23 protein-coding genes are annotated in these 20,465 nt (G+C 70.9%); 15 read left to right on the top strand and 8 right to left on the bottom strand.

Going from position 1 to position 20,465, the window contains the following annotated elements:
• The first annotated feature begins 6 nt into the window (after nucleotides 1-6).
• Genes EDF51_RS20340 through EDF51_RS14805 form a run of 3 tightly spaced genes read left to right on the top strand, consistent with a single transcriptional unit; the run spans nucleotide 7 to nucleotide 1,713 of the window.
• Nucleotides 7-561: a DUF4166 domain-containing protein gene (locus EDF51_RS20340; protein WP_131881934.1), complete on the top strand. Its 555-nt coding sequence runs from the start codon at nucleotides 7-9 to the stop codon at nucleotides 559-561.
• Nucleotides 558-734: a DUF4166 domain-containing protein gene (locus EDF51_RS20335; RefSeq protein ID WP_131881948.1), complete on the top strand. Its 177-nt coding sequence runs from the start codon at nucleotides 558-560 to the stop codon at nucleotides 732-734. Before EDF51_RS20340 ends, EDF51_RS20335 begins: the two co-directional genes overlap by 4 nt.
• 1 nt (nucleotide 735) lies before the next feature.
• Nucleotides 736-1,713, top strand: a complete 978-nt coding sequence (locus EDF51_RS14805) for a DUF1731 domain-containing protein (protein WP_131881936.1) — start codon at nucleotides 736-738, stop codon at nucleotides 1,711-1,713.
• On the opposite strand, the gene EDF51_RS14800 is transcribed toward EDF51_RS14805, so the two are convergent.
• Nucleotides 1,682-2,671 (bottom strand): EamA family transporter, encoded by a 990-nt coding sequence (locus EDF51_RS14800; RefSeq protein WP_131881938.1) that lies wholly within the window; start codon nucleotides 2,669-2,671, stop codon nucleotides 1,682-1,684. The genes EDF51_RS14805 and EDF51_RS14800 overlap by 32 nt on opposite strands.
• Nucleotides 2,672-2,742: 71 nt before the next feature.
• Here EDF51_RS14800 and EDF51_RS14795 point away from each other — a divergent pair, with 71 nt between their 5' ends.
• Nucleotides 2,743-3,657 (top strand): LysR family transcriptional regulator, encoded by a 915-nt coding sequence (locus EDF51_RS14795; protein ID WP_131881940.1) that lies wholly within the window; start codon nucleotides 2,743-2,745, stop codon nucleotides 3,655-3,657.
• Between the two features lie 86 nt (nucleotides 3,658-3,743).
• Here EDF51_RS14795 and EDF51_RS14790 read toward each other — a convergent pair whose 3' ends face one another.
• From EDF51_RS14790 to EDF51_RS14770, 5 genes are all read right to left on the bottom strand, one after another.
• On the bottom strand, nucleotides 3,744-4,553 hold the full coding sequence (locus EDF51_RS14790; RefSeq protein ID WP_243648943.1) for a L,D-transpeptidase family protein: 810 nt from the start codon (nucleotides 4,551-4,553) through the stop codon (nucleotides 3,744-3,746).
• A gap of 2 nt (nucleotides 4,554-4,555) precedes the next feature.
• Nucleotides 4,556-5,821, bottom strand: coding sequence for a hypothetical protein (locus EDF51_RS14785; RefSeq protein WP_131922120.1), 1,266 nt, complete (start codon nucleotides 5,819-5,821; stop codon nucleotides 4,556-4,558).
• Between the two features lie 134 nt (nucleotides 5,822-5,955).
• Nucleotides 5,956-7,341 (bottom strand): adenylosuccinate lyase, encoded by a 1,386-nt coding sequence (gene purB, locus EDF51_RS14780; RefSeq protein WP_123672158.1) that lies wholly within the window; start codon nucleotides 7,339-7,341, stop codon nucleotides 5,956-5,958.
• Nucleotides 7,338-7,850 carry a low molecular weight protein-tyrosine-phosphatase gene (locus tag EDF51_RS14775; RefSeq protein WP_111087056.1) on the bottom strand — a complete coding sequence of 171 codons (513 nt, stop codon included), beginning with the start codon at nucleotides 7,848-7,850 and terminating at the stop codon, nucleotides 7,338-7,340. The genes purB and EDF51_RS14775 overlap by 4 nt, the downstream gene beginning before the upstream one ends.
• A 47-nt stretch (nucleotides 7,851-7,897) precedes the next feature.
• Complete coding sequence (locus EDF51_RS14770; RefSeq protein ID WP_123293450.1) at nucleotides 7,898-8,296, bottom strand: phage holin family protein; 399 nt, start codon at nucleotides 8,294-8,296, stop codon at nucleotides 7,898-7,900.
• Between the two features lie 50 nt (nucleotides 8,297-8,346).
• Between EDF51_RS14770 and EDF51_RS14765 the strand changes: the two genes are divergently transcribed.
• From EDF51_RS14765 to EDF51_RS14740, 6 genes are all read left to right on the top strand, one after another.
• Nucleotides 8,347-9,426 (top strand): histidinol-phosphate transaminase, encoded by a 1,080-nt coding sequence (locus tag EDF51_RS14765; RefSeq protein WP_134195463.1) that lies wholly within the window; start codon nucleotides 8,347-8,349, stop codon nucleotides 9,424-9,426.
• 23 nt (nucleotides 9,427-9,449) lie between these two features.
• A complete protein-coding gene (locus tag EDF51_RS14760) occupies nucleotides 9,450-10,586 on the top strand; it encodes a thiamine pyrophosphate-dependent dehydrogenase E1 component subunit alpha (protein WP_111087051.1) in 1,137 nt (378 codons plus the stop codon).
• Nucleotides 10,587-10,672: 86 nt separating this feature from the next.
• Entirely contained in the window at nucleotides 10,673-11,632 is a 960-nt protein-coding gene (locus EDF51_RS14755) for an alpha-ketoacid dehydrogenase subunit beta (protein WP_131881952.1), read from the top strand.
• A gap of 46 nt (nucleotides 11,633-11,678) precedes the next feature.
• On the top strand, nucleotides 11,679-13,280 hold the full coding sequence (locus tag EDF51_RS14750) for a dihydrolipoamide acetyltransferase family protein (RefSeq protein WP_131881944.1): 1,602 nt from the start codon (nucleotides 11,679-11,681) through the stop codon (nucleotides 13,278-13,280).
• 159 nt (nucleotides 13,281-13,439) lie between these two features.
• On the top strand, nucleotides 13,440-14,021 hold the full coding sequence (locus EDF51_RS14745) for a GNAT family N-acetyltransferase (protein ID WP_166673566.1): 582 nt from the start codon (nucleotides 13,440-13,442) through the stop codon (nucleotides 14,019-14,021).
• 129 nt (nucleotides 14,022-14,150) lie between these two features.
• Complete coding sequence (locus tag EDF51_RS14740; protein WP_123293453.1) at nucleotides 14,151-14,885, top strand: GntR family transcriptional regulator; 735 nt, start codon at nucleotides 14,151-14,153, stop codon at nucleotides 14,883-14,885.
• 98 nt (nucleotides 14,886-14,983) lie between these two features.
• Here EDF51_RS14740 and EDF51_RS14735 read toward each other — a convergent pair whose 3' ends face one another.
• A complete protein-coding gene (locus EDF51_RS14735) occupies nucleotides 14,984-15,436 on the bottom strand; it encodes a glucose PTS transporter subunit IIA (RefSeq protein ID WP_123293454.1) in 453 nt (150 codons plus the stop codon).
• Entirely contained in the window at nucleotides 15,433-15,669 is a 237-nt protein-coding gene (locus tag EDF51_RS14730) for a PTS transporter subunit EIIB (RefSeq protein ID WP_071293232.1), read from the bottom strand. Before EDF51_RS14730 ends, EDF51_RS14735 begins: the two co-directional genes overlap by 4 nt.
• Before the next feature lie 178 nt (nucleotides 15,670-15,847).
• Between EDF51_RS14730 and EDF51_RS14725 the strand changes: the two genes are divergently transcribed.
• The 5 genes from EDF51_RS14725 (at nucleotide 15,848) to EDF51_RS14705 (ending at nucleotide 20,456) form a co-directional block, all read left to right on the top strand.
• Nucleotides 15,848-17,113, top strand: coding sequence for a PTS transporter subunit EIIC (locus EDF51_RS14725; RefSeq protein ID WP_123672150.1), 1,266 nt, complete (start codon nucleotides 15,848-15,850; stop codon nucleotides 17,111-17,113).
• Nucleotides 17,114-17,240: 127 nt separating this feature from the next.
• Nucleotides 17,241-18,152 carry a zinc ABC transporter substrate-binding protein gene (locus tag EDF51_RS14720; protein ID WP_131844772.1) on the top strand — a complete coding sequence of 304 codons (912 nt, stop codon included), beginning with the start codon at nucleotides 17,241-17,243 and terminating at the stop codon, nucleotides 18,150-18,152.
• Nucleotides 18,153-18,199: 47 nt separating this feature from the next.
• Entirely contained in the window at nucleotides 18,200-19,045 is an 846-nt protein-coding gene (locus EDF51_RS14715) for an ATP-binding cassette domain-containing protein (RefSeq protein ID WP_123293829.1), read from the top strand.
• Nucleotides 19,045-20,016: a metal ABC transporter permease gene (locus EDF51_RS14710; protein ID WP_243649777.1), complete on the top strand. Its 972-nt coding sequence runs from the start codon at nucleotides 19,045-19,047 to the stop codon at nucleotides 20,014-20,016. The genes EDF51_RS14715 and EDF51_RS14710 overlap by 1 nt, the downstream gene beginning before the upstream one ends.
• A complete protein-coding gene (locus tag EDF51_RS14705) occupies nucleotides 20,013-20,456 on the top strand; it encodes a transcriptional repressor (RefSeq protein ID WP_123293457.1) in 444 nt (147 codons plus the stop codon). The genes EDF51_RS14710 and EDF51_RS14705 overlap by 4 nt, the downstream gene beginning before the upstream one ends.
• Nucleotides 20,457-20,465: the final 9 nt, after the last annotated feature.

The following is a 20,465-nucleotide window of genomic DNA, read 5'->3' as shown; positions in this document are numbered from 1 at the left end:
CGGGACGTGACCCGGTCGCCCTACGAGCTGTCCACACCATCCGACGTGCTGGCCCGGTTGCACCCGCGGCTGTCGGCGTACTTCGGCGCGATCCCGCCGGGCCACGTCGGCCGCGGTGAAGGGGTGTTCGACGTCGTCGGCACACCGCGCCGGTGGCTGTGGCCGCTGCTCGCCTGGTTCGCCCGCGATGCCGTCATGTTCCCGGTCTGGGAACGGGACGTCCCCTTCACGGTCGAGAACCGGCCGGCTCACGTCCGTCGTGGTCGTGCCGGACGGGAGGCTCACCCCGCTGTCCGCGCGCACCGCACCTTCCGGTTCCGCTCCGGCAGCCGCACGATGGTGGACGCCATCACCGCCGAACCGGACGGCCTGGTCGACCACCTCGGTCGCCACGGGCGCGTCAGCGCCCGGCTCCGGGCGGAGGTCGACGCGCACGGGCCGGACGCGGGCGCCCTGCGCCTGGTCTCCACGCGCGTGACGTTCCGTGCGCTGGGCCGCGAGGTGACCGGGCTCGCAGGCTCGCTCGGCGCGGCCCGCGCGCCGCTGGCGCGTCGCCGCTGAGCGGGCCGCGCCCGGCCGCCCTGTCACCACGTGTGACGCTCACAGAACGATTCGATGACGAAGCGGACCTGCAGCGCGTGTCCCTGGTGCTCTCGGCACCGGTGCTCGGCACGCTGTACCGGTACGAGGGGGCGTTCCGGTACGAGATCGCGCCGGACACAGGACGGGGATGAGATGAGCGACCAGAAGGGCCGCGTCGTGATCGCGGGAGCGAGCGGGTTCGTGGGGCAGTACCTGCGCGATGCCTTCACCGAAGAGGGCTACCAGGTCGTCACGGTCGGCCGGACCGGTGACGCGGTGTGGGGCAACACCCTGCGCATCCGCGAGCTCGTCGACGGTGCAGCCCTCGTCGTGAACATGGCGGGCAAGAGCGTCAACTGCCGGTACGGCCGCCGGAACCGCGCCGAGATCACGCGCTCCCGGGTGGACACCACGCTCGAGCTCGCCGAGGCCATCCGCACCGCCGAGCAGCCGCCACCGCTGTGGCTGAACGCCTCGACCGCGACGATCTACCGGCACGCCGACGACCGCCCACAGGACGAACTGACCGGCGAGCTCGGAGAGGGCTTCTCGGTCTCGGTGGCACGCGCGTGGGAGGACGCCTTCTTCGGCGCGGACCTGCCGTCGACCCGTCGGGTGGCACTCCGGATGGCGATCGTGTTCGGCGACGGCAGCGCACTCGTGCCGCTCCTCCGGCTGGCGCAGACGGGCCTCGGCGGGCCACAGTACGACGGCGCCTGGGTGCCGACCCGGTCCCGGCTGCGGGCGGGGACGTACCACCACCACCGACCGACCCGCGGCCGACAGCGGTTCAGCTGGGTGCACATCGCCGACGTGCTCGGCACGATCCGGTTCGTCCGCGACCACCCGGAGCTCGAGGGGCCGGTGAACGTGTCGAGCCCGAACCCGTCCGACAACCGGACCGTGATGGCGACGATCCGCGACGCCGTAGGCCGCCGGTTCGGACTGCCGACGCCGCGGTGGATGCTCGAGGTCGGCTCCTTCGCCATCCGCACCGAGACCGAACTGGTGCTCAAGAGCCGGTGGGTGGTGCCGACCCGGTTGACCCAGGCGGGTTACGAGTTCCGGTACCCGCACCTGCGCGGTGCGCTCGCCGGGATCATCGCGGAGCGTCGCCAGCACCGGGGCTGAGCGCCGGCACCGGGACCCCGTCGATCGGCGTCGGCACCAGGACCTCGGAAGGCGACGAGTGCGACGGACCCGACGCGCGTGCCGGTCGCGACGCGCGCGCCGGTCGCGACGACCACAGCACCGCCCCGACCACGACGGCGCCGGCGAGCACCTCGACCAGGTCGGGCACCTCGCCGAAGGCCGCCCACGACGCGAGCACACCGACGACCGGCACGAGCATCGAGAACGGGGCGACCGTGCTCGACGGGTAGGTCGCCATCAGTCGCGACCAGATCCCGTAGCCGACCAGGGTCGCGACGAGCACGATGTAGAGCAGGCCGAGGTCCGCCGGCAGGGCCTCGGTGGTGAAGGCCGTGCCGAGTGCGGCGCCGATGCGGTCCGGCCCCTCGACCACGAGCGACAGCACGGCCATCGGGATCGGCGGCACGACCGACCACCAGAGCGTCAGGTGCAGCGGGTTCGCGGCTCCTGCTCGTCGGGTCGCGACGTTGCCGATCGCCCACCCGAGCGCGCCGCACAGCGCCAGCACCACCGGCAGCAGGGCCGCCGTCTGCGAGCGGTGCAGGGCGATCAGGCCGAGGGCGGCGACTGCGATCGTCACGCCGATGACCTGTCGCCCGGTGAGTCGTTCGCGCAGGAACACCCCGGCGAGCACCACGGTGAACGGCGCCGAGGCCTGCAGCACGAGCGAGGCGAGCCCGGACGGCATCCCCGACGCCATGCTCAGGTACAGGAACGAGAACTGCAGCACCCCGAGCCCGAACCCGACGAGCAGCAGCCGTCCGAACGGGATCTTCGGCCGCGGCACGAACAGCAGCGTCGGGATCGCCAGGATCGTGAACCGCAGGGCCGCGAGCAGGAACGGCGGGAAGTGCTCGAGGGCGAGCGCGGTCGCGGGGAAGTTCAGGCCCCAGACGACGGCGACGACCAGGGCGAGGAGGCGGTCACGGGTGGTCATGCTCCGATCGTGACGGCTCCGAACGTGTAGGACCAGCGAATTGTTCGCAACCGACGTTGTAGCCTCCCTGCATGGTCGACTTCGACGTGCAGCTGCTCGCCGTTCTCCGCGAACTCGCCGAGCGCGGCAGCGTCACCGCCGTCGCCGAGGCCACGCACCGCACGCCCAGCGCGGTGTCGCAGCAGCTGCAAACGCTGCAGCGGCAGGTGGGCGTCCCGCTCGTCGAGCGCATCGGACGCGGCGTCCGGCTCACTGCCGACGGCGAGGTGCTGGCCGGCCTGTCCGCCGGCGTCGCCACAGCGATCGCCCGGGTCGACGCCGCGTGGCAGGAGCATCTGGGTGGCGCGACGGGCCGCGTCGACCTCGCGATCTTCCCGTCGGCGGCCGAACTGCTGCTGCCCGGAGTCCTCACCAGGATGCGCGCGCACCCCGGTATCGAGCTGACCCTCGTCGACGTGGACGTCAGCGAGGGGGAGTTCGCACCCCTGGCCGCCGACCACGACGTCGTCGTCGGACACCGGTCGGACGGGGTGCGGCTGGCGGACCAGGGATCGGTGGAGACCGTGCCGCTCCTGCGCGAACCGCTCGACGTCGCGGTGCCGCCGGGGCACCGGCTCGCCGGTCGCGAGCGGGTCGGGATCGACGAGGTCGTCGGCGAGACGTGGATCGGCGTGCCCGAGGGCTACCCGATCGACCGGGTCCTGCAGGCGATGGCCGCGGCGTCGGACGCCCCGCCGAGCGTCGCCTTCCGGACGATCCACCTGCCCGTCATCGAGAACCTGGTCGCAGCGGGCCACGGCGTCGCGCTCGTGCCGCGGTACACCTCGGGCACCCGGGCGTCCGGCCGGTTCCACCTGGCCGAGCTGGCCGACGTGCGTGCGGGTCGCCGGATCGAGGCGCTGGTCCGCCCCGACCGTGCGGTCCGCCCCGTGGTGCGCACCGTCCTGGAGGCGCTGGTCGCCGAGGCCCTGGACGTCACCACCTGAGACGGTCGCGCCCACTGCCGGGCGCACGCCGTGCCTCCAGTCCGGGTGTGCACCACGGCAGACCCGCTCCGTGCGCGGAAACGCGCTCAGCGCACCTGGAACGGTGTGCCGAGCGGCAGGAGCTCGGCCAGGGCGCTGATGTCGGCGTTGTGCATGCGGATGCAGCCGTGCGAGGCAGCGGTCCCGATGCTCGAGCTGTCGTCGGTGCCGTGCAGGCCGATCTGGCCCGGGCCGCCGCCGAACGAGTTGAGGACGTCCGAGAACGCCGTCGTGCCGTACGCGTACGGGCCGTAGCCGCTGTTCGTCGGGGCGAGCAGCTCGGTCAGGGCGAAGCGGCCGGTCGGTGACGGGGTGCCGCCGGTGCCGGTCGCGACGGGGTAGCTGTCGACGACCTTGCCGTCCTTGTACAGGTCGAGCGTGTTCTCCGCGCGGGTGACCACGATGGCGTACGGGTCCTCGGTGAGGGCGACCGCGCTCGTCGGGACCCACCCGGTGCTGCCGTTCGGACGCTTTGCGAGCTGCACCTGCGCCCAGCCGTCCCGCTGGTCGACCACACGGAAGACGAGTGGTGCGCCGGACTGCTGCGGGTTCGACAGGGTGGTCGTGGCCGCGCCACCGGGCGTACGGCTGACCGGCACGCTGTCACCGCGGACGGCCGCGACGGTCGTGCTCGCGGGCGCGTCGACCGCATCGGTGGGGCCTGCGGAGCGCGTCGGGCCCGGTGTCGCCGTGGGGGTCGGCGTCGCGCTCGCGGCGACGGACCGTGTCGGGGTCGGCGCGGGGGCCGCCGACAGGGGGCCGAGGGCGACGAACGCCACCGCCCCGGCGCAGACGACGGCCACGGCGGCGGCGATCAGTGTCGCGCGCCGCCGTGGCTCGGTCGGGAGGATCGGCAAGATCAGCCCGTGAAGGTCGCCGTTCCGGGCACCGGCACGGCGACCGGCGCCGTGGCCGCGTCGGCCGTCACGGTGAGGGTCGTCGCGGCCGTCTGCCCCGACGACAGGCCGACGAGACCGAGCACGTAGGTGCCGGCCGAGTCGACGAGGTCGGCGGGCAGGACGATGGTCCCGGAGACGTTGCCTTCAGCGTCGGCGCGGAACTGGACGCCGGGGATCGCGACGGCGTCGGCTGCGTCGCCGACGGCAGCGGTGACGACCTCGTTCGGGGCGAAGCCCGAGCCCTGCACGCGGACACCGGTGGTGGTGGCCTCGGTCAGCGTGGCGGAGGTGGTGAGCAGACGTGCTGCCGCGGTGGGCTGCGGCGTGAAGTACGTCGTGGTGTCGTCGATGCGCAGGGCCGAGATCGAACCGCTGGCGTCGGCGGCGAGGGCCTGGGCGTCGGACTCGAGCGGCGAGGCGAGGCTCTTCAGCTCGCCGCCGGGGGCGGTGGTCGCGTCAGGAGCCTCGGTGGTCGGCGGCGTCGGGGCGGTCGTCGGCGTCTCGGTGGGCGCGGGGGTCTCGGTCGGAGCCGGGGTCTCGGTCGGGGCGGGCGTCTCGGTCGGGGCCGGCGTCTCGGTCGGTTCGTCGGTCGCGGGCGGTCCGGGGACCTCGGCGGTGATGTCGATGCCGACGTAGACGACGTAGCCGACGACCTCGGCGTCTGCTGCCTTCAGGTCGGTGGCGAGCTTCGAGGTCGACTCGACCTCGCCGGTGGCGGGGTCGATCCACCGGGTGAGGCCGTCGCTGACACCGTCGGTGTTGCGGGCGTCGGTGGCGAAGACGACGGTCTGGGCGCTGGTGTCGCCGCCCTCCTGGATCGCGAGGCCGAAGCTCGTCGCCCCGGTCGTCGTGGTGCTGAGGCCGGAGGCGAGCGCCCCGACCTCGCCGCCGGGCACCGGCTTCGTCAGGCCGCGGACCAGGCCGACGGCCTCGCCGTCGGAGACCGACAGGCCGTCCTCGTCGAGCGTCGCGAAGTCGGTGATCTCCCCGCCGGCGGTCGGGTCGGACAGCGCCGCCCAGTACCACTTGTCGTTCAGCGGGACGGTGCCCTCGGGTGCCGCAGTGAAGTCGGCGGCCGAGTCGGTCCAGGTCACGATCGCCGACGCGGCGGTGGTCGTCTGGTTCGCGGTGGAGACGGTGGGGACGAGCGCAGCGGTGACGCCGAGCACGGTGGCGCCGACGGCGGCCGCGGTGATGCGGGAACGAAGCACGGTGTGGAGATCCATCCGGTCAGAGGACAGGGGTCGTCCTCTGTGACGCCCCCGTGCTGAGACGATGCTCAGCGGAACGAACCTACCGACTTCATGAGGATTCCGCACCCCTTTGGAGCACAGTGTTCACATCGTGCAGGTGAACAGCGTCAGACGTCGAGGTGGTCGACCAGCTCGTCCGCCAGGCCCGTGTACGTCGCCGGCGTCAGGTTCGTCAGCCGGGCCTTCGCACCGTCCGAGATGTCCAGACCGTTCACGAACACGATGAGGTCCTGCTGGGTCACCCGCTTGCCGCGGGTGAGGTCCTTGAGCATCGCGTAGGGGTCCTCGATGTTCGACTGCCCGGCGGTGACCTCGGCACGGATGACCGTCTGGATCGCCTCGGCGAGGACCTCCCAGTTGTGGTCCAGGTCGTCGGCGAGCTTGGCCTCGTTCACCGAGATCTCGCCCAGGCCGCGGCGCAGGTTGTCGAGCGCGAGCAGCGAGTGCCCGAACGCGACGCCGATGTTCCGCTGCGTGGTCGAGTCGGTCAGGTCGCGCTGCAGACGGCTCGTCACGAGGGTCTCGGACAGGGTGGAGAACAGCGCCGACGAGATCTCGAGGTTCGCCTCGGCGTTCTCGAACTTGATCGGGTTGATCTTGTGCGGCATCGTCGACGACCCGGTGGCACCGGCGACCGGGATCTGCGTGAAGTACCCCATCGAGATGTAGGTCCACACGTCGGTCGCCAGGTTGTGCAGGATGCGGTTGGCGTGCCGGATCCGGTCGTACAGCTCGGCCTGCCAGTCGTGCGACTCGATCTGCGTGGTGAGCGGGTTCCAGGTCAGCCCGAGGCCCTCGACGAACTCGCGCGACAGCGTCGGCCAGTCGGCCTCGGGGTCGGCGGCGAGGTGGGCCGAGAAGGTGCCGGTCGCGCCGGAGAACTTGCCGAGGTACTCGCCGCCCTCGATCTGGGCCAGGACGCGCTCGAGCCGGTAGACCACGACCGCGAGCTCCTTGCCGAGCGTCGACGGGGTCGCGGGCTGCCCGTGCGTGTGCGAGAGCATCGGGACGGCGCGCAGCTCGACCGCGAGGGTCCGCAGCTTCTCGAGCACGGCACGGTACGCCGGCAGCCAGACCTGGTCGACGGTGTCGCGCACGGTCAGGGCGTAGGACAGGTTGTTGACGTCCTCGCTCGTGGCGGCGAAGTGGGTGAGCTCGGCGATCGCGTCCAGCCCGAGCTCCGAGAGCCGGCGGCGGACGAAGTACTCGACGGCCTTGACGTCGTGGCGGGTCGTCGCCTCGATCTCGGCGAGTTCGGCGATCTGGTCGTGGCCGAAGGTCTCGACGATGCGCCGGAGCGCGGCCTTGTCGTCGACGCTGAGCGGCGAGGTGGTGAACATCGCGTGGTCGGTCAGGAAGACCAGCCACTCGACCTCGACCACGATGCGCGCACGGTTGAGTCCGGCCTCGGAGAGGTGCTCGCCCACCGTGTGCACGATCGGGTAGTAGCGCCCGTCGAGCGGGCTGATCGGCTGCGGGGGAAGGGGGGTCATGGGGCTCCCTGACGGACGGCCGGCTCGAGCTGGTGGAAGAGCGCCCGGCAGGCCCGTTCGACGGTCGAGAGCACTCGGTCGAACTCGTGCCGGTCCGCGTAGTACGGGTCCGGCACGTCGGTCTGCTGGGGCCAGGCGTCGTCGTACCGCAGCAGGAGCGTCACCTTGGCGGAGTCGTCCATGGTCGGTGCCCACGATCGCAGGACGCGTTCGTGGGAGCGGTCGAGTGCGACCACCAGATCGAGGTCCGGGAACCGGTCCGGGTCGAACTGACGGGCGCGATGCCTGCTGCCATCGTATCCGCGTGCCGCGAGGGCTGCGATCGTGCGCTCGTCGGCCGGTTCGCCGACGTGCCAGTCACCGGTGCCTGCTGACTCGACGTGGAAGCGGTCGGCGAGCCCGGCGTCCGCGGCGATCTGCGCGAAGACCACGCCGGCCATCGGGGACCGGCAGATGTTGCCACTGCAGACGAACGAGACGCGGAACGGGGCGTCGACGTCCGGGGCCATGGTCACATCATGACGCAGGGAGGGTTCCTCCGCGAGGTCCGTCCGCGTCACGCCCGCTGGCGGTTCAGCACCGGACGGACGAACAGCCCGATCAGCCAGGCGAAGACGGCGAGCACGAAGGCGCCGACGATGCCCCAGCCGAACGACTCGACCTCGAGCCCGAAGCCGAACGCGTCCGAGATGCCCGCGACGATGAGCAGCAGGACCGCGTTCACGATGAAGGAGATCAGCCCGAGGGTCAGGATGTAGATCGGGAACGCCACGATCCGGATCAGCGTGCCGATCACGGCGTTGACGAGCCCGAACACGAAGGCCACGAGCAGGTAGGTGAGCACAGTCGCCGTGGTCCCGCCGTCGCCGAACGCGGTGACGGAGACGCCGCTGACGATGAGCGTGGTGAGCCAGAGGGCCACGGCGTTGACGACGAGGCGGACGAGGAATCGCATGCACCCATGATGCCCTCCGGTCCCCGCGCACGTGCCGGTAACCTGAACCGGTGACTGACGAGCGTGTGCACATCCGGCCGGAGATCGCCGTCCTCCCCGCCTACAAGCAGGGACGCCAGGCCGCCGACGACGCCTTCAAGCTGTCGAGCAACGAGAACCCGTTCCCCCCGCTCCCCGGGGTGGTCCAGGCCGTGCAGGCGCAGACCGCGTTCAACCGCTACCCCGACGCCACCGCCCTGGCCGTGCGCGCCGCGCTCGCGAACCGCTTCGGGCTGACCGCCGACGAGGTGCACGTCGCCCCCGGCAGCGTCGCGATCCTGCACGAGCTCGCCCGTGCGATCTCCGGTCCGGGCGACGAGATCGTCTACGCCTGGCGGTCGTTCGAGGCCTACCCCGGCGTCGTCACCGTCGCGGGCGCCACGAGCGTGCAGGTGCCGAACCGGCCGGACGGCGGCCACGACCTCGATGCGATGGCCGCCGCCGTCACCGACCGCACCCGCATGGTGATCGTATGCACGCCGAACAACCCGACCGGCCCGATCGTGACCGAGTCCGAGTTCGCGTCCTTCATGGCCGCGGTGCCGCAGTCCGTGCTGGTCGTGCTCGACGAGGCATACGCCGAGTTCGCCACCGACGAGGCCGCCGTGCACGGGCACCCGTTGCTGGCCCGCTACCCGAACCTGGTCGTCCTCCGGACCTTCTCGAAGGCGTACGGTCTCGCCGGGCTGCGCGTCGGCTACGCCCTCGGCCCGGTGTACGTGCTCGAGGCGGTCCGCGCGTGCGCGATCCCCCTCTCCGTCACGGCCCAGGGGCAGGCGGCCGCACTGGCCAGCCTGGAACGCGAGGGCGAACTGCTCGAGCGGGTCTCCGAGATCGCCGCGCTGCGGGACCGCATCGTCACCGAGCTGCGCGAGCAGGGGTGGGCCGTGCCGGACGCCCAGGGCAACTTCGTCTGGCTGCCGACGGGGGACCGCACGGTCGCCGCGGCCGCCGCCTTCGAGGAGGCCGGCATCATCGTGCGGGCCTTCCCGCCGGAGGGCATCCGCATCTCGATCGGCGAGCACGAGGCTGTGGAAACGCTCCTCGAAACGGCCCGCTCGCTTGTGGGGGACCTCCAGGTGGCCGACTGATGCCTGCCGCTACGCTGGCCCGCATGTCATTCCGCGCCGCGGCTCCCGCGACGACCACCGTCCGGCTCCTCGACCCCGAGGGTCGGTTCGTGGAGTCCGACGAGAACGCCGAGTTCGCCGCCGCCGCGCGGGCGATCCCCGATGAGACCCTGCTGGCGATGCACCGCCGCATGGTCCTCACCCGACGGTTCGACCACGCCGGCCACAACCTGCAGCGGACCGGCCAGCTCGGCCTCTGGGTCCCGAGCCACGGGCAGGAAGCGGCGCAGACCGGTTCCGCCTTCGCCCTGCGCGCCCAGGACCACGTCTTCCCCTCATACCGCGAGCACGCCGTCACGATGCAGCGCGGTGTCGAGCCGATGGAGATCATCGCGATGTACCGCGGGCAGACCCACGGTGGATGGGACCCGGACCAGCGCGGCAACACGCACATCTCCACCCTGGTGATCGGTTCGCAGACCCTGCACGCCACGGGCTACGCGCTCGGTCAGAAGCTCGACGGCGACGTCGGCACGGGCGACCCCGACCGTGACGCGTGCTCCATCGTCTACTTCGGCGACGGCGCGACGAGCCAGGGCGACGTGAACGAGGCGTACGTGTTCTCGGCGTCGACCAAGGCCCCCGTCGTCTTCTTCCTGCAGAACAACCACTGGGCCATCTCGGTGCCGGTGTCGGTGCAGTCCCCGACGCCGCTCGTCGACCGTCCCCGCGGCTTCGGGATCCCGAGCGTCCTGATCGACGGCAACGACATCCTCGCCTCGTACACGGCCTCGGTCGTCGCCACCGACCACGCCCGCAGCGGCCAGGGTCCGGCCTTCATCGAGGCCGACACGTACCGCATCGGCGCGCACACGAGCTCGGACGACCCGAGCCGCTACCGCGCGGACGGCGAGCTCGAGGACTGGGTCCGCCGCGACCCGATCGTCCGCTCCGAGGCGTACCTGCGCTCGAAGGGCGCGACGGACGAGCAGTTCGCCGCGTTTGACGAAGAGGGCGAGGACATCGCCGCCGACGTCCGCCGCCGCACCGTGGCGCTGACCCCGCCGTCCGTCGACGTCATGTTCGACAACGTCTACCGCGAGCCGCACCCGCTGGTCGCCGAGCAGAAGGCCTGGCTCGAACAGTACGAGGCCGGCTTCGAAGGGGGCGCCCACGCATGAGCACCACCGAGCAGCTCTTCGACTACACGCTGCGCTCCCACCCGGGCGCTGGCGAGGTCCCGAGCGACCCCACCCCGACCCTGCCGATGGCGAAGGCCCTCAACGCCGGGCTCGCTGCGGCGATGCAGGCGGACGACAAGGTCCTGCTGATGGGCGAGGACATCGGCCAGCTCGGCGGTGTCTTCCGCATCACCGAGGGCCTGCAGGACCGCTTCGGCAACGAGCGCGTGCGGGACACCCCGCTCGCCGAGGCCGGCATCATCGGCACCGCGATCGGCCTCGCCCTGCGCGGCTACCGCCCGGTCGTCGAGATCCAGTTCGACGGCTTCGTGTGGCCCGGCTTCGACCAGATCACCTCGCAGCTCGCGAAGATGGCGAACCGGCTGCCGGCGCACATGTCGCTGCCCGTCGTCATCCGCATCCCCTACGGCGGCCACATCGGCGCCGTGGAGCACCACCAGGAGTCGCCCGAGGCGTACTTCGCGCACACCCCCGGTCTGCGCGTGGTCAGCCCGAGCACCCCGAACGACGCCTACTGGATGATCCAAGAGGCCATCGCCTCGAAGGACCCGGTGATCTTCCTCGAGCCGAAGTCGCGCTACTGGCCCAAGGGCCAGGTCGACCTCGTCGACGGACACGTCCCGATGCACACCACGCGCGTGGCACGCACCGGCACCGAGGTCACCCTCGTCGGCCACGGTGCGATGGTCGCGACCCTCATGCAGGCCGCCGAGCTCGCCGAGTCCGAGGGCACGAGCTGCGAGGTCATCGACCTCCGCTCGATCTCGCCCATCGACTGGGACCCGATCCTCACCTCGGTCCGCAAGACCGGTCGCCTCGTCATCGCGCAAGAGGCGTCCGGCTTCGTCAGTGTCGGCAGCGAGATCGCCGCCACGGTCGCCGAGAAGGCGTTCTACACGATGCAGGCGCCGCCGCTGCGGGTGTCCGGGTTCGACATCCCGTTCCCGGTCTCGAAGCTGGAGCACCTGCACCTGCCGGACGCCGACCGCGTCCTCGAGGCCGTCGACCGCGCCCTCGCGTACTGATCCAGCTCGACTGACCCAACTCGTCCGAACGCCGAAGGAGCCGTAAGTGGCCGTCGCCGAATTCCCCCTGCCCGACGTGGGCGAAGGCCTCACCGAGGCCGAGATCGTGCAGTGGCGCGTCGCGATCGGGGACGAGATCACCGTCGACCAGGTCCTGGTCGAGATCGAGACCGCGAAGTCGCTCGTCGAGCTGCCGTCGCCGTTCGCCGGCACCGTCACGGGGCTGCTCGTGTCCGAGGGCGACACGGTCGAGGTCGGCAAGCCGATCATCCGTGTCGAGTCCGACGCGTCGGTCGCGTCCGGTGCGCCGGTCGCCGCTCCAGCTGCTCAGTCGGGAGGCCCGGCACCGGTCGCCGACAGCGTCCCGACCTCGCCCGTGGTCGCCCCGACCCCGCCGGCAGCGCCCGCCCCGGTGGCTCCGGTCGCGCAGACCCAGCCCGTCCCCGCGGCGGCCCCGGCGCCTGCTGCTGCACCTACTCCCGTCGTCGCTGCCGCGCCCACAGCTGCACCGGAAGCATCGGTGCAGCCCGTCGCCGACAGCGCCTCCGTCGTCGGGACGGACGAGTCCTCCGGCGCCGTCCTCGTCGGCTACGGCTCGGCGACCTCGTCGCCGTCGCGTCGCAAGCCGGGCGCCCGCCGGGCCGCAGCCCTCGCGGCCGAGGCGAGCCGTGCCTCCAGTGTGGATGCGCAAGCAGCGGCCGAAGCGGCCAGCGATCCCGGTGAGGACACCACCGCCGAGGCGATCGCCGGTCTGGCCTCCGCGCCCGCGCGCAAGCAGACCCTCGCGACCAACGTGCTCGCGAAGCCGCCGATCCGGAAGCTCGCGAAGGACCTCGGTGTCGAGCTGACCGAGATCGTCGCGACCGGGTTCGCCGGCGAGGTCACCCGCGACGACGTCATCCGGCACGCGAAGCAGGCCAGCGTCTTCCGCAACATCGAGACGCCCGAGTGGGGTGAGGTGCGCAGCGAGACGATCCCGGTCAAGGGCGTCCGCAAGGCCATCGCGACCGCGATGACCACCTCGGCGTTCACCGCACCGCACGTGTCGCTGTTCGTCGACGTCGACGCGACCCACACGATGGAGTTCGTCAAGCGGCTGAAGGCGTCGCCGACGTTCGCCGGCGTCAAGGTCTCGCCGCTGCTCATCGTGGCGAAGGCCGTCATCTGGGCCGTCCGCCGCAACCGTTCGGTGAACTCCACCTGGACCGATCGCGAGATCATCGTCCACCACTTCGTGAACCTCGGCATCGCCGCAGCGACCCCGCGCGGGCTCATCGTGCCGAACATCAAGGACGCGCAGGACATGTCGCTGCTCGAGCTGGCGCAGGCGCTCGAGGAACTCACCCTCACCGCCCGTGACGGCAAGACGACGCCGAAGCAGATGGCGAACGGCACGGTCTCGATCACGAACATCGGCGTGTTCGGCATGGACACCGGGACCCCGATCCTCAACCCGGGCGAGGTCGCCATCGTCGCCATGGGCACGATCAAGCCGAAGCCGTGGGTCGTCGACGGCGAGGTCCGGTCGCGAATGGTGACGACCATCGGCGCCTCGTTCGACCACCGCGTCGTCGACGGCGACGTTGCATCGCGGTTCGTGCACGACGTGGCCTCGGTGCTCGAGGAGCCGGCGCTCCTGCTCGACTGAGTGGCGTTCAGGGGCCGGCGCGTCGGTCGTTCCGCTTCGTGAGCAGAAATGGTCGGGTGGCTTCGAGCCACTCGACCATTTCTGCTCACCATCTGCGGCCTTCCGCAATCGTCGCGTGGTGTTCACACGGATGTCGGTGGTGCGGGGGATGATCGGGGCATGGTCCACCAGCTCCTGACCCCCTCGCAGGAGATCCGAACGGATCGCCTCCTGCTCACCCCGCTCACGCCGGCCGACATCGACGACGTGCACGCGGTGTTCGCTGACGCCCGCACCTGGCAGCACCTGCCGAGCGGACGGCACGTCGCCCGGAGCTCGAGCGTGGACCTGGTGCAGCGGAAGATCGGTGGTCGGGCCCGACACGGACTCGGTTCGTGGGCCGTCCGCACGGCTGCAGACCACGTGTTCGTCGGGGTCGGCGGGGTCGACATGACCGCCGGTGGGGTCTGGAACCTCGGGTACCGGTTGGCTCCCGCGGCCTGGGGGCAGGGCTTCGCGTCCGAGATCGCCCTCGCTGCCGTGCGAGCCGCCGGCGAGACCGCGCCGGACGTCCCCGTGACGGGTCGCGTGCTCACGAACAACCCCGCGTCCGCCGCGGTGCTCCGTCGTGCCGGGCTGTCACTCGTGTGGCAGGGGGCTCCCGGGGTGCAGACGTCGTCCGCCGCGGGGGTCGAGGGGCAGGTCTGGACCGACCGGCTGCTCTCCGACGAACAGTTCGCCTGGCTCGTCCGCAACGCCTGAACCCTCCCGCCGGTCCACGCGGAACGTCACGCACGTTGGCGTTCCGAGGTCGACTCGCTACTGTGATGGGAACTGGTCATGTCCGCGCATGACCACCACCCAGGACCAGCAACGGAGCACGAGGGACGCATGACGAGCCGCATCACCGAGGGTGCCGAACCGAAGCACCAGCAGCTGCGGCGCATCCTGCTCGACCTCGCTACCGCCCGTCTGGCCCCCGGCGCCGCGATCCCGTCCGAACGCCAGCTCATCGCCGAGTACGGCGTCTCACGGATCACTGTGCGCGAGGCACTCGGGCAGCTCGTCAACGAGGGCTACCTCGAGCGCGTGCGCGGCAAGGGCACGTTCGTGGCGCACCGCCCCGTGCAGTCGACGCTGCACCTCGCGTCGTTCACCGAGGAGATGCGCGCGATGGGCCACGTCCCGACCACGGTTGTGCTGGTGCGCGAGGAACGTGTGCCGCCGAGTGACACCGTGGCGGCGCTGCGGCTCGACGCCGAGGTGTCGGCCTTCCACGTGAAGCGACTCCGGATGGCGGACGGCGCTCCGGTGTCGATCGACGACGCCTGGCTCGTGGCCGATGCGTTCCCGGGCCTGCTCGACCACGACCTGTCCGGGTCGGTGTACTCGATCATCGCGAACGAGTACGGCACCCCGATCGACCGGGCACAGCAGACGGTGGCCGCGAACCCGGCCGCCGACGACGTCGCGACCCTGCTCGGCACGAAGACCGGTGCTCCGGTGCTCGAGTTCGACCGGGTGTCGTACGCGGGGGAGCGCCCCGTGGAGCACACCCGCAGCTGGTACCGCTCGGACCGCTACCGCGTGCAGATGGAGGTCACCGCGACCCCGGCGGTCGCGTAGTCCGGCACGAACGCGAAAGCGACTGTGTGCCGCGAGCAGTTCGCGGTACACAGTCGCTTCGGCGGGAAGGACCGGGGAAGAACCGGGGTGCGCCCGGGTCAGACCTCGAACAGGGTGTCACCGTCGAGCACCGAGGTGCCCACCGTGCCCTGGTCGACGGTGTCCGGCGCGGAGCCGAGCACCACGACCGGGCAGATCGGCGAGTAGCCGGCGGCCGAGATCACCGAGGGGGTGAACCGGACGACGGGGTCGCCGGCCGTGACCGTCGAGCCCTCGGTGGCGAGGAGCTCGAAGCCCTCGCCCGACAGCTTCACGGTGTCGATGCCGACGTGCACGAGGACGTCCGTGCCCGCCGAGCCCTGCAGGGCGAACGCGTGCGGGTGCAGCTTCACGATGGTGCCGTCGACCGGGGCCACCGCGGTGACCGCGCCCTCGACGCCCGTCGGGTCGACGGCCACACCGGCGCCGACGAGCTGGCCGGCGAACACCGGGTCCGGCACGTCAGCGAGGGCGACGACCGGGCCGGCGAACGGCGTGCGGACCGCCGTCACAGTTCGTCCTGGATGTCCTGCGCGAGGTTGTCGGCGATGGTGCCGACGATGACCTGCCAGCCGGTGCCGCCGCCGACGACGGCCTGGGCGCCCGCAGCCTGCAGCGCGGCCTTGTCGACGAGGTCGCCGTCCTCCACCTCGACACGGAGGCGCGTGATGCAGCCCTCGACCTCTTCGATGTTGTCGGCACCGCCGAGCGCGGCGATGATGTCGGCTGCCTTGATGTCGGCCATCGTTTCCTCCTCGTTAAGGGTTTTCGTACCAGGTTGACACGGGACCGGTCTCGGTTCAGACTACGGAACTGGTCATGACCGGACAGGACCGGACCTGGCGACACCGCCGAGGTTACCTGCGCTGGCTGCACGACTCAACTCACCCCGACAGCTCCACCCAATGACGAGAGGACCTCCGATGAGCGCCACCACTGCCACGGACGTGCCGGAGAAGAAGAAGCCGAAGAAGCAGTCCCGGCTGTTCGCGCAAGCCCAGCGCCTCGGACGGAGCCTGCTCCTGCCGATCGCGGTCATGCCCGCCGCGGGCATCCTGCTGCGCCTCGGCCAGTCCGACATGCTCGGCGCGATCCCCGGCTTCGAGCAGGGCGCGACGATCATCGCCGCCGCGGGCAACGGTGTGTTCACCTGGCTGCCGCTGCTCTTCGCGGTCGGCATCGCGATCGGGTGGGCGAAGAAGTCGGACGGCACGACCGCGCTCGCGGCCGTCGTCGGCTACATGGTCATGTACCAGGTGTTCGCGGCGATGTCGCCGATCGTCCTGGCCGGGGTGAAGGACGCCAACGGCGACCAGGCCACCATCAACTTCGGTGTCCTCGGCGGCATCGTGATGGGCCTCGTCTCGGCGGTCATGTGGGAGAAGTTCCACCGCACGAAGATGCCCGACTTCCTCGGGTTCTTCTCCGGCCGTCGCCTCGTCCCGATCCTGACCGCGGTCGCTGGTCTGGTCATCGCCGTCCTGATGTCCTTCGTGTACCGCTACTTCGACATCGCGCTGACCGCCGCCGGCCAGGCCGTGGCCGACAACGCCGTCATCGGTGGCGGCATCTTCGGGTTCGTCAACCGCATGCTCATCCCGATCGGGCTGCACCAGCTGCTCAACTTCTTCCCGTGGTTCCAGCTCGGCAGTTTCACTTCGGGCGGGGTCACCTACCACGGCGACATCGCGCGCTTCCTCGCCGGTGACCCGACCGCCGGCATCTTCCAGGCCGGCTTCTTCCCGATCATGATGTTCGCGCTGCCGGCCGGTGCGCTCGCCATCTGGCGCAACGCCAAGCCGCAGAACCGCAAGCTCGTCGGCGGCATCATGCTCTCGGCCGCCCTCACCTCGTTCGTGACCGGTATCACCGAGCCGCTCGAGTACTCGTTCATGTTCGTGGCGTTCCCGCTGTACATCATCCACGCGGTGCTCACCGGGACGTCGCTGGCGCTGGTCAACGCACTCGGGATCCACGACGGGTTCTCGTTCTCGGCCGGTGCGATCGACTACGTGCTGAACTTCGGCAAGGCGGACGGAGCGATCTGGCTCATCCCGATCGGCCTCGGCTACGCGGTCGTGTACTACTTCCTGTTCAGTTTCGTGATCAAGAAGTGGAACCTCCGCACGCCCGGGCGTGAAGAGGACACGATCGCCGAGAACACGATCGACGCGGCCACCAAGCCGTAGACGTCACCACGTGACGGACAGGAGGCGCGGTGCCAGCTGGCTCCGCGCCTCCTGTCCGTCTGTCGTCACCACCAGAGCGCTGATACCGGTTTTGACAATCGTTATCAGCAAGCGCTACCGTCGGAGCATGCACAACCGCCTCCTCGCCCTCCCGCTCGTCGCCGGCGCCGCCGCGCTCGCCCTGACGGGCTGCGCGACCTCCTCGGCCTCGGGCAACGCCAGCAGCGACGGGAAGATCGCCGTCGTCGCCTCGACCAACGTCTACGGCTCGATCGTCCAGTCGATCGGCGGCGACCAGGTGTCGGTCACGAGCATCCTGAACGACCCCTCGCAGGACCCGCACTCGTTCGAGTCGAGCGCCCGAACCCAGCTCGCGGTGTCGAAGGCCGACCTGCTCATCGAGAACGGCGGCGGGTACGACGACTTCATGACCACGCTCGCCGACGCCTCGGACACCAAGGCCGACACCATCAACGTCGTGAAGCTCTCGGGCTTGGACAAGGGTGGCGACGCCGAGTTCAACGAGCACGTGTTCTACAGCTACCCGACGATGGTGAAGCTGGTCGACGACGTCACGAAGCGCCTGTCCGCGCTCGACGCGGGCGACAAGACCACGTTCGAGAAGAACGCCGACGCGCTCACGACGAAACTCGAGGGCCTCGAGTCCCAGACCGCCGACTTGAAGAAGACGTACGACGGCGAGAAGGTGGCGTACACCGAGCCGGTGCCGGGCTACCTCTTCGACGCGATCGGTCTCGACAACGTCACCCCCGAAGCGTTCTCCGAGGCGATCGAGGAGGGCGACGACGTCCCGCCGGCAGCCCTCAAGGACACCCTCGCGCTGTTCAGTGGCAAGAGCGTGGAGCTGCTCGCCTACAACGACCAGACCTCGAGTGCCGAGACCGAACAGGTCAAGAAGGCCGCCGACCAGAACGACGTCCCGGTGGTCGGTGTCACGGAGACGCTCCCCAAGGGGCAGGATTACGTCTCGTGGCAGCAGGCGAACATCGACGCGGTGCAGGCGGCGCTCCAGAAGTGACGACCTCGACCGCAGCAGCGACGACCGACAGCCCGGCGACCACCTCGGTGGACGACCGGGCTGCGGCCCGTCCGGTCCTGGCCCTGCGCGACGCCGGGCTGTCCTTCGGCGAACGGAAGCTCTGGGGACACCTGGACCTGGACATCGCGCCGGGGGAGTTCGTCGCGGTCCTCGGCCCGAACGGCGCCGGGAAGACCTCGCTCCTGCGCACGGTGCTCGGGCAGCAGCGCCTGACGAGCGGCACGATGTCGTTCCTCGGCCAGCCCGTCCGTCGTGGGCACCGGAAGATCGGCTACATCCCGCAGCAGCGACTCATGGAGGCCGGCACCCCCCTGCGCGCGCGGGACATGATCGCGCAGGGTGTGACGGGCCACCGGTGGGGCGTCCTGCCGACGTCGAAGGCCGACCGCGCCCGCATCGACCGCATCCTCGACGAGGTCGGCGCCACCGCGTTCGCGGACGCCCCGGTGGCCGAGCTGTCCGGCGGCGAGCAGCAGCGCACCCGCGTCGGTCAGGCCATCGCCGCCGACCCGGCACTGCTGCTGTGCGACGAACCCCTCATCTCACTCGATCTGCGGCACCAGCGGGGCGTCACCGAGCTCATCGACCGGCAGCGTCGGCAGCAGGGTGCCGCGGTGCTCTTCGTGACGCACGACGTGAACCCGATCCTCGACGTCGTCGACCGGGTTCTCTACATTGCCGGCGGCCGGTTCCGGATCGGTTCCCCCGACGAGGTCCTGCGCGCCGACGTGCTGAGCGACCTGTACGGCACCCCCGTCGACGTCGTCCGCACGATGGGCCGCATCGTCATCGTCGGCGCGAACGACGCGCACGACCACCACCACGGCGAGGTCGACCCGCACGCCCCGGCGTCGGACGAAGGGCGGATCTGATGGACGTCCTGTCGACGGTCTTCTCGTTCCAGGACTACGGCGAGCTCGTGGCCCTGGTGCAGAACTCGATCTGGGCCGGCGCGGTGCTCGGCATCGTCGGCGGGCTCATCGGCCCGTTCGTCGTCGCCCGGAACATGCCCTTCGCGGTGCACGGCATCTCGGAGCTGTCCTTCGCCGGCGCGAGCGCGTCCCTGCTGCTCGGTGTCAACGTCGTCACGGGCTCGCTCGTCGGGTCGGTGATCGCGGCGCTGCTCATCGGGGTGCTCGGCTCGAGGGCGCGTGACCGCAACTCGATCATCGCCGTGCTCATGCCGTTCGGTCTCGGGCTCGGCATTCTCTGCCTGGCGCTCTACAAGGGACGTGCGGCCAACAAGTTCGGGCTGCTCACCGGCCAGATCGTGTCGGTGGACAACCCGCAGCTGACGTTCCTCATCGTCATCGCCGCCATCGTGGTCGCGACCCTGCTCGTCATCTGGCGGCCGCTGATGTTCGCGTCCGTCGACCCCGACGTCGCCGCGGCCGCCGGTGTCCCGGTGCGGACGCTCGCGATCGTGTTCATGCTCGTCCTCGGCCTGGCCACCGCGGTGTCGGTGCAGATCGTCGGCGCCCTGCTCGTGCTGTCGCTGCTCGTCACCCCGGCCGCTGCGGCACTGCGGCTCAGCTCGCACCCGGTCGTGGTGCCGGTGCTGTCCACGGTGTTCGCCGTGGTGTCGGTCGTCGGTGGCATCCTGCTGGCACTCGGCGGCGGACTGCCGATCAGCCCCTACGTGACGACCATCTCGTTCGCGATCTGGGTGGTCTGTCGGATCGTCGGGGCCCGGCGCGACCGCCGTGGACGCGACCGGGTCGTCCGCCGCGACCAGCGTGGCGGGGGCACACCGGGCCTCCCGTCCGGAACGAACGGAACCGGAACCGGAGCCGGAACCGGTTCCGGAACGTCAGCCGAAACGAAGGTGGGTGCACCAGCATGAACGCCGTGCAGAAGGTCAAGCGGAACACGTGGCAGCGCGAAGCGGTGCGCGGTGCCCTCGACTCCACCGAGGGGTTCGTCAGCGCGCAGGCGCTGCACCAGCACCTGCGGGACGAGGGCTCGACCATCGGCCTCGCCACCGTCTACCGGGCGCTCGCCGACCTGGCGACCGAGGGTGACGCCGACTCGTTGCAGCAGGACGGCGAATCGCTGTACCGGGCGTGCACGACGGACGCGCACCACCACCATCTGATCTGCCGGAACTGCGGCCGGACCGTCGAGATCGAGGCGGACCCCGTCGAGCAGTGGGCGCAGGACGTCGCCGCCGCCAACGGGTTCACGAACGCCAGCCACGTCGTCGACATCTTCGGCGAGTGCGCGGTGTGCACGGCATCTGCCGCCGCAGCCGGACCGCGGACCGGCGACGCCGACGGCGAGTAGCGTCCGCGC

Source organism: Curtobacterium sp. PhB25 (assembly GCF_004365375.1).
Lineage (GTDB): Bacteria > Actinomycetota > Actinomycetes > Actinomycetales > Microbacteriaceae > Curtobacterium.
This window is presented reverse-complemented; position numbering and strand designations above follow the sequence as displayed.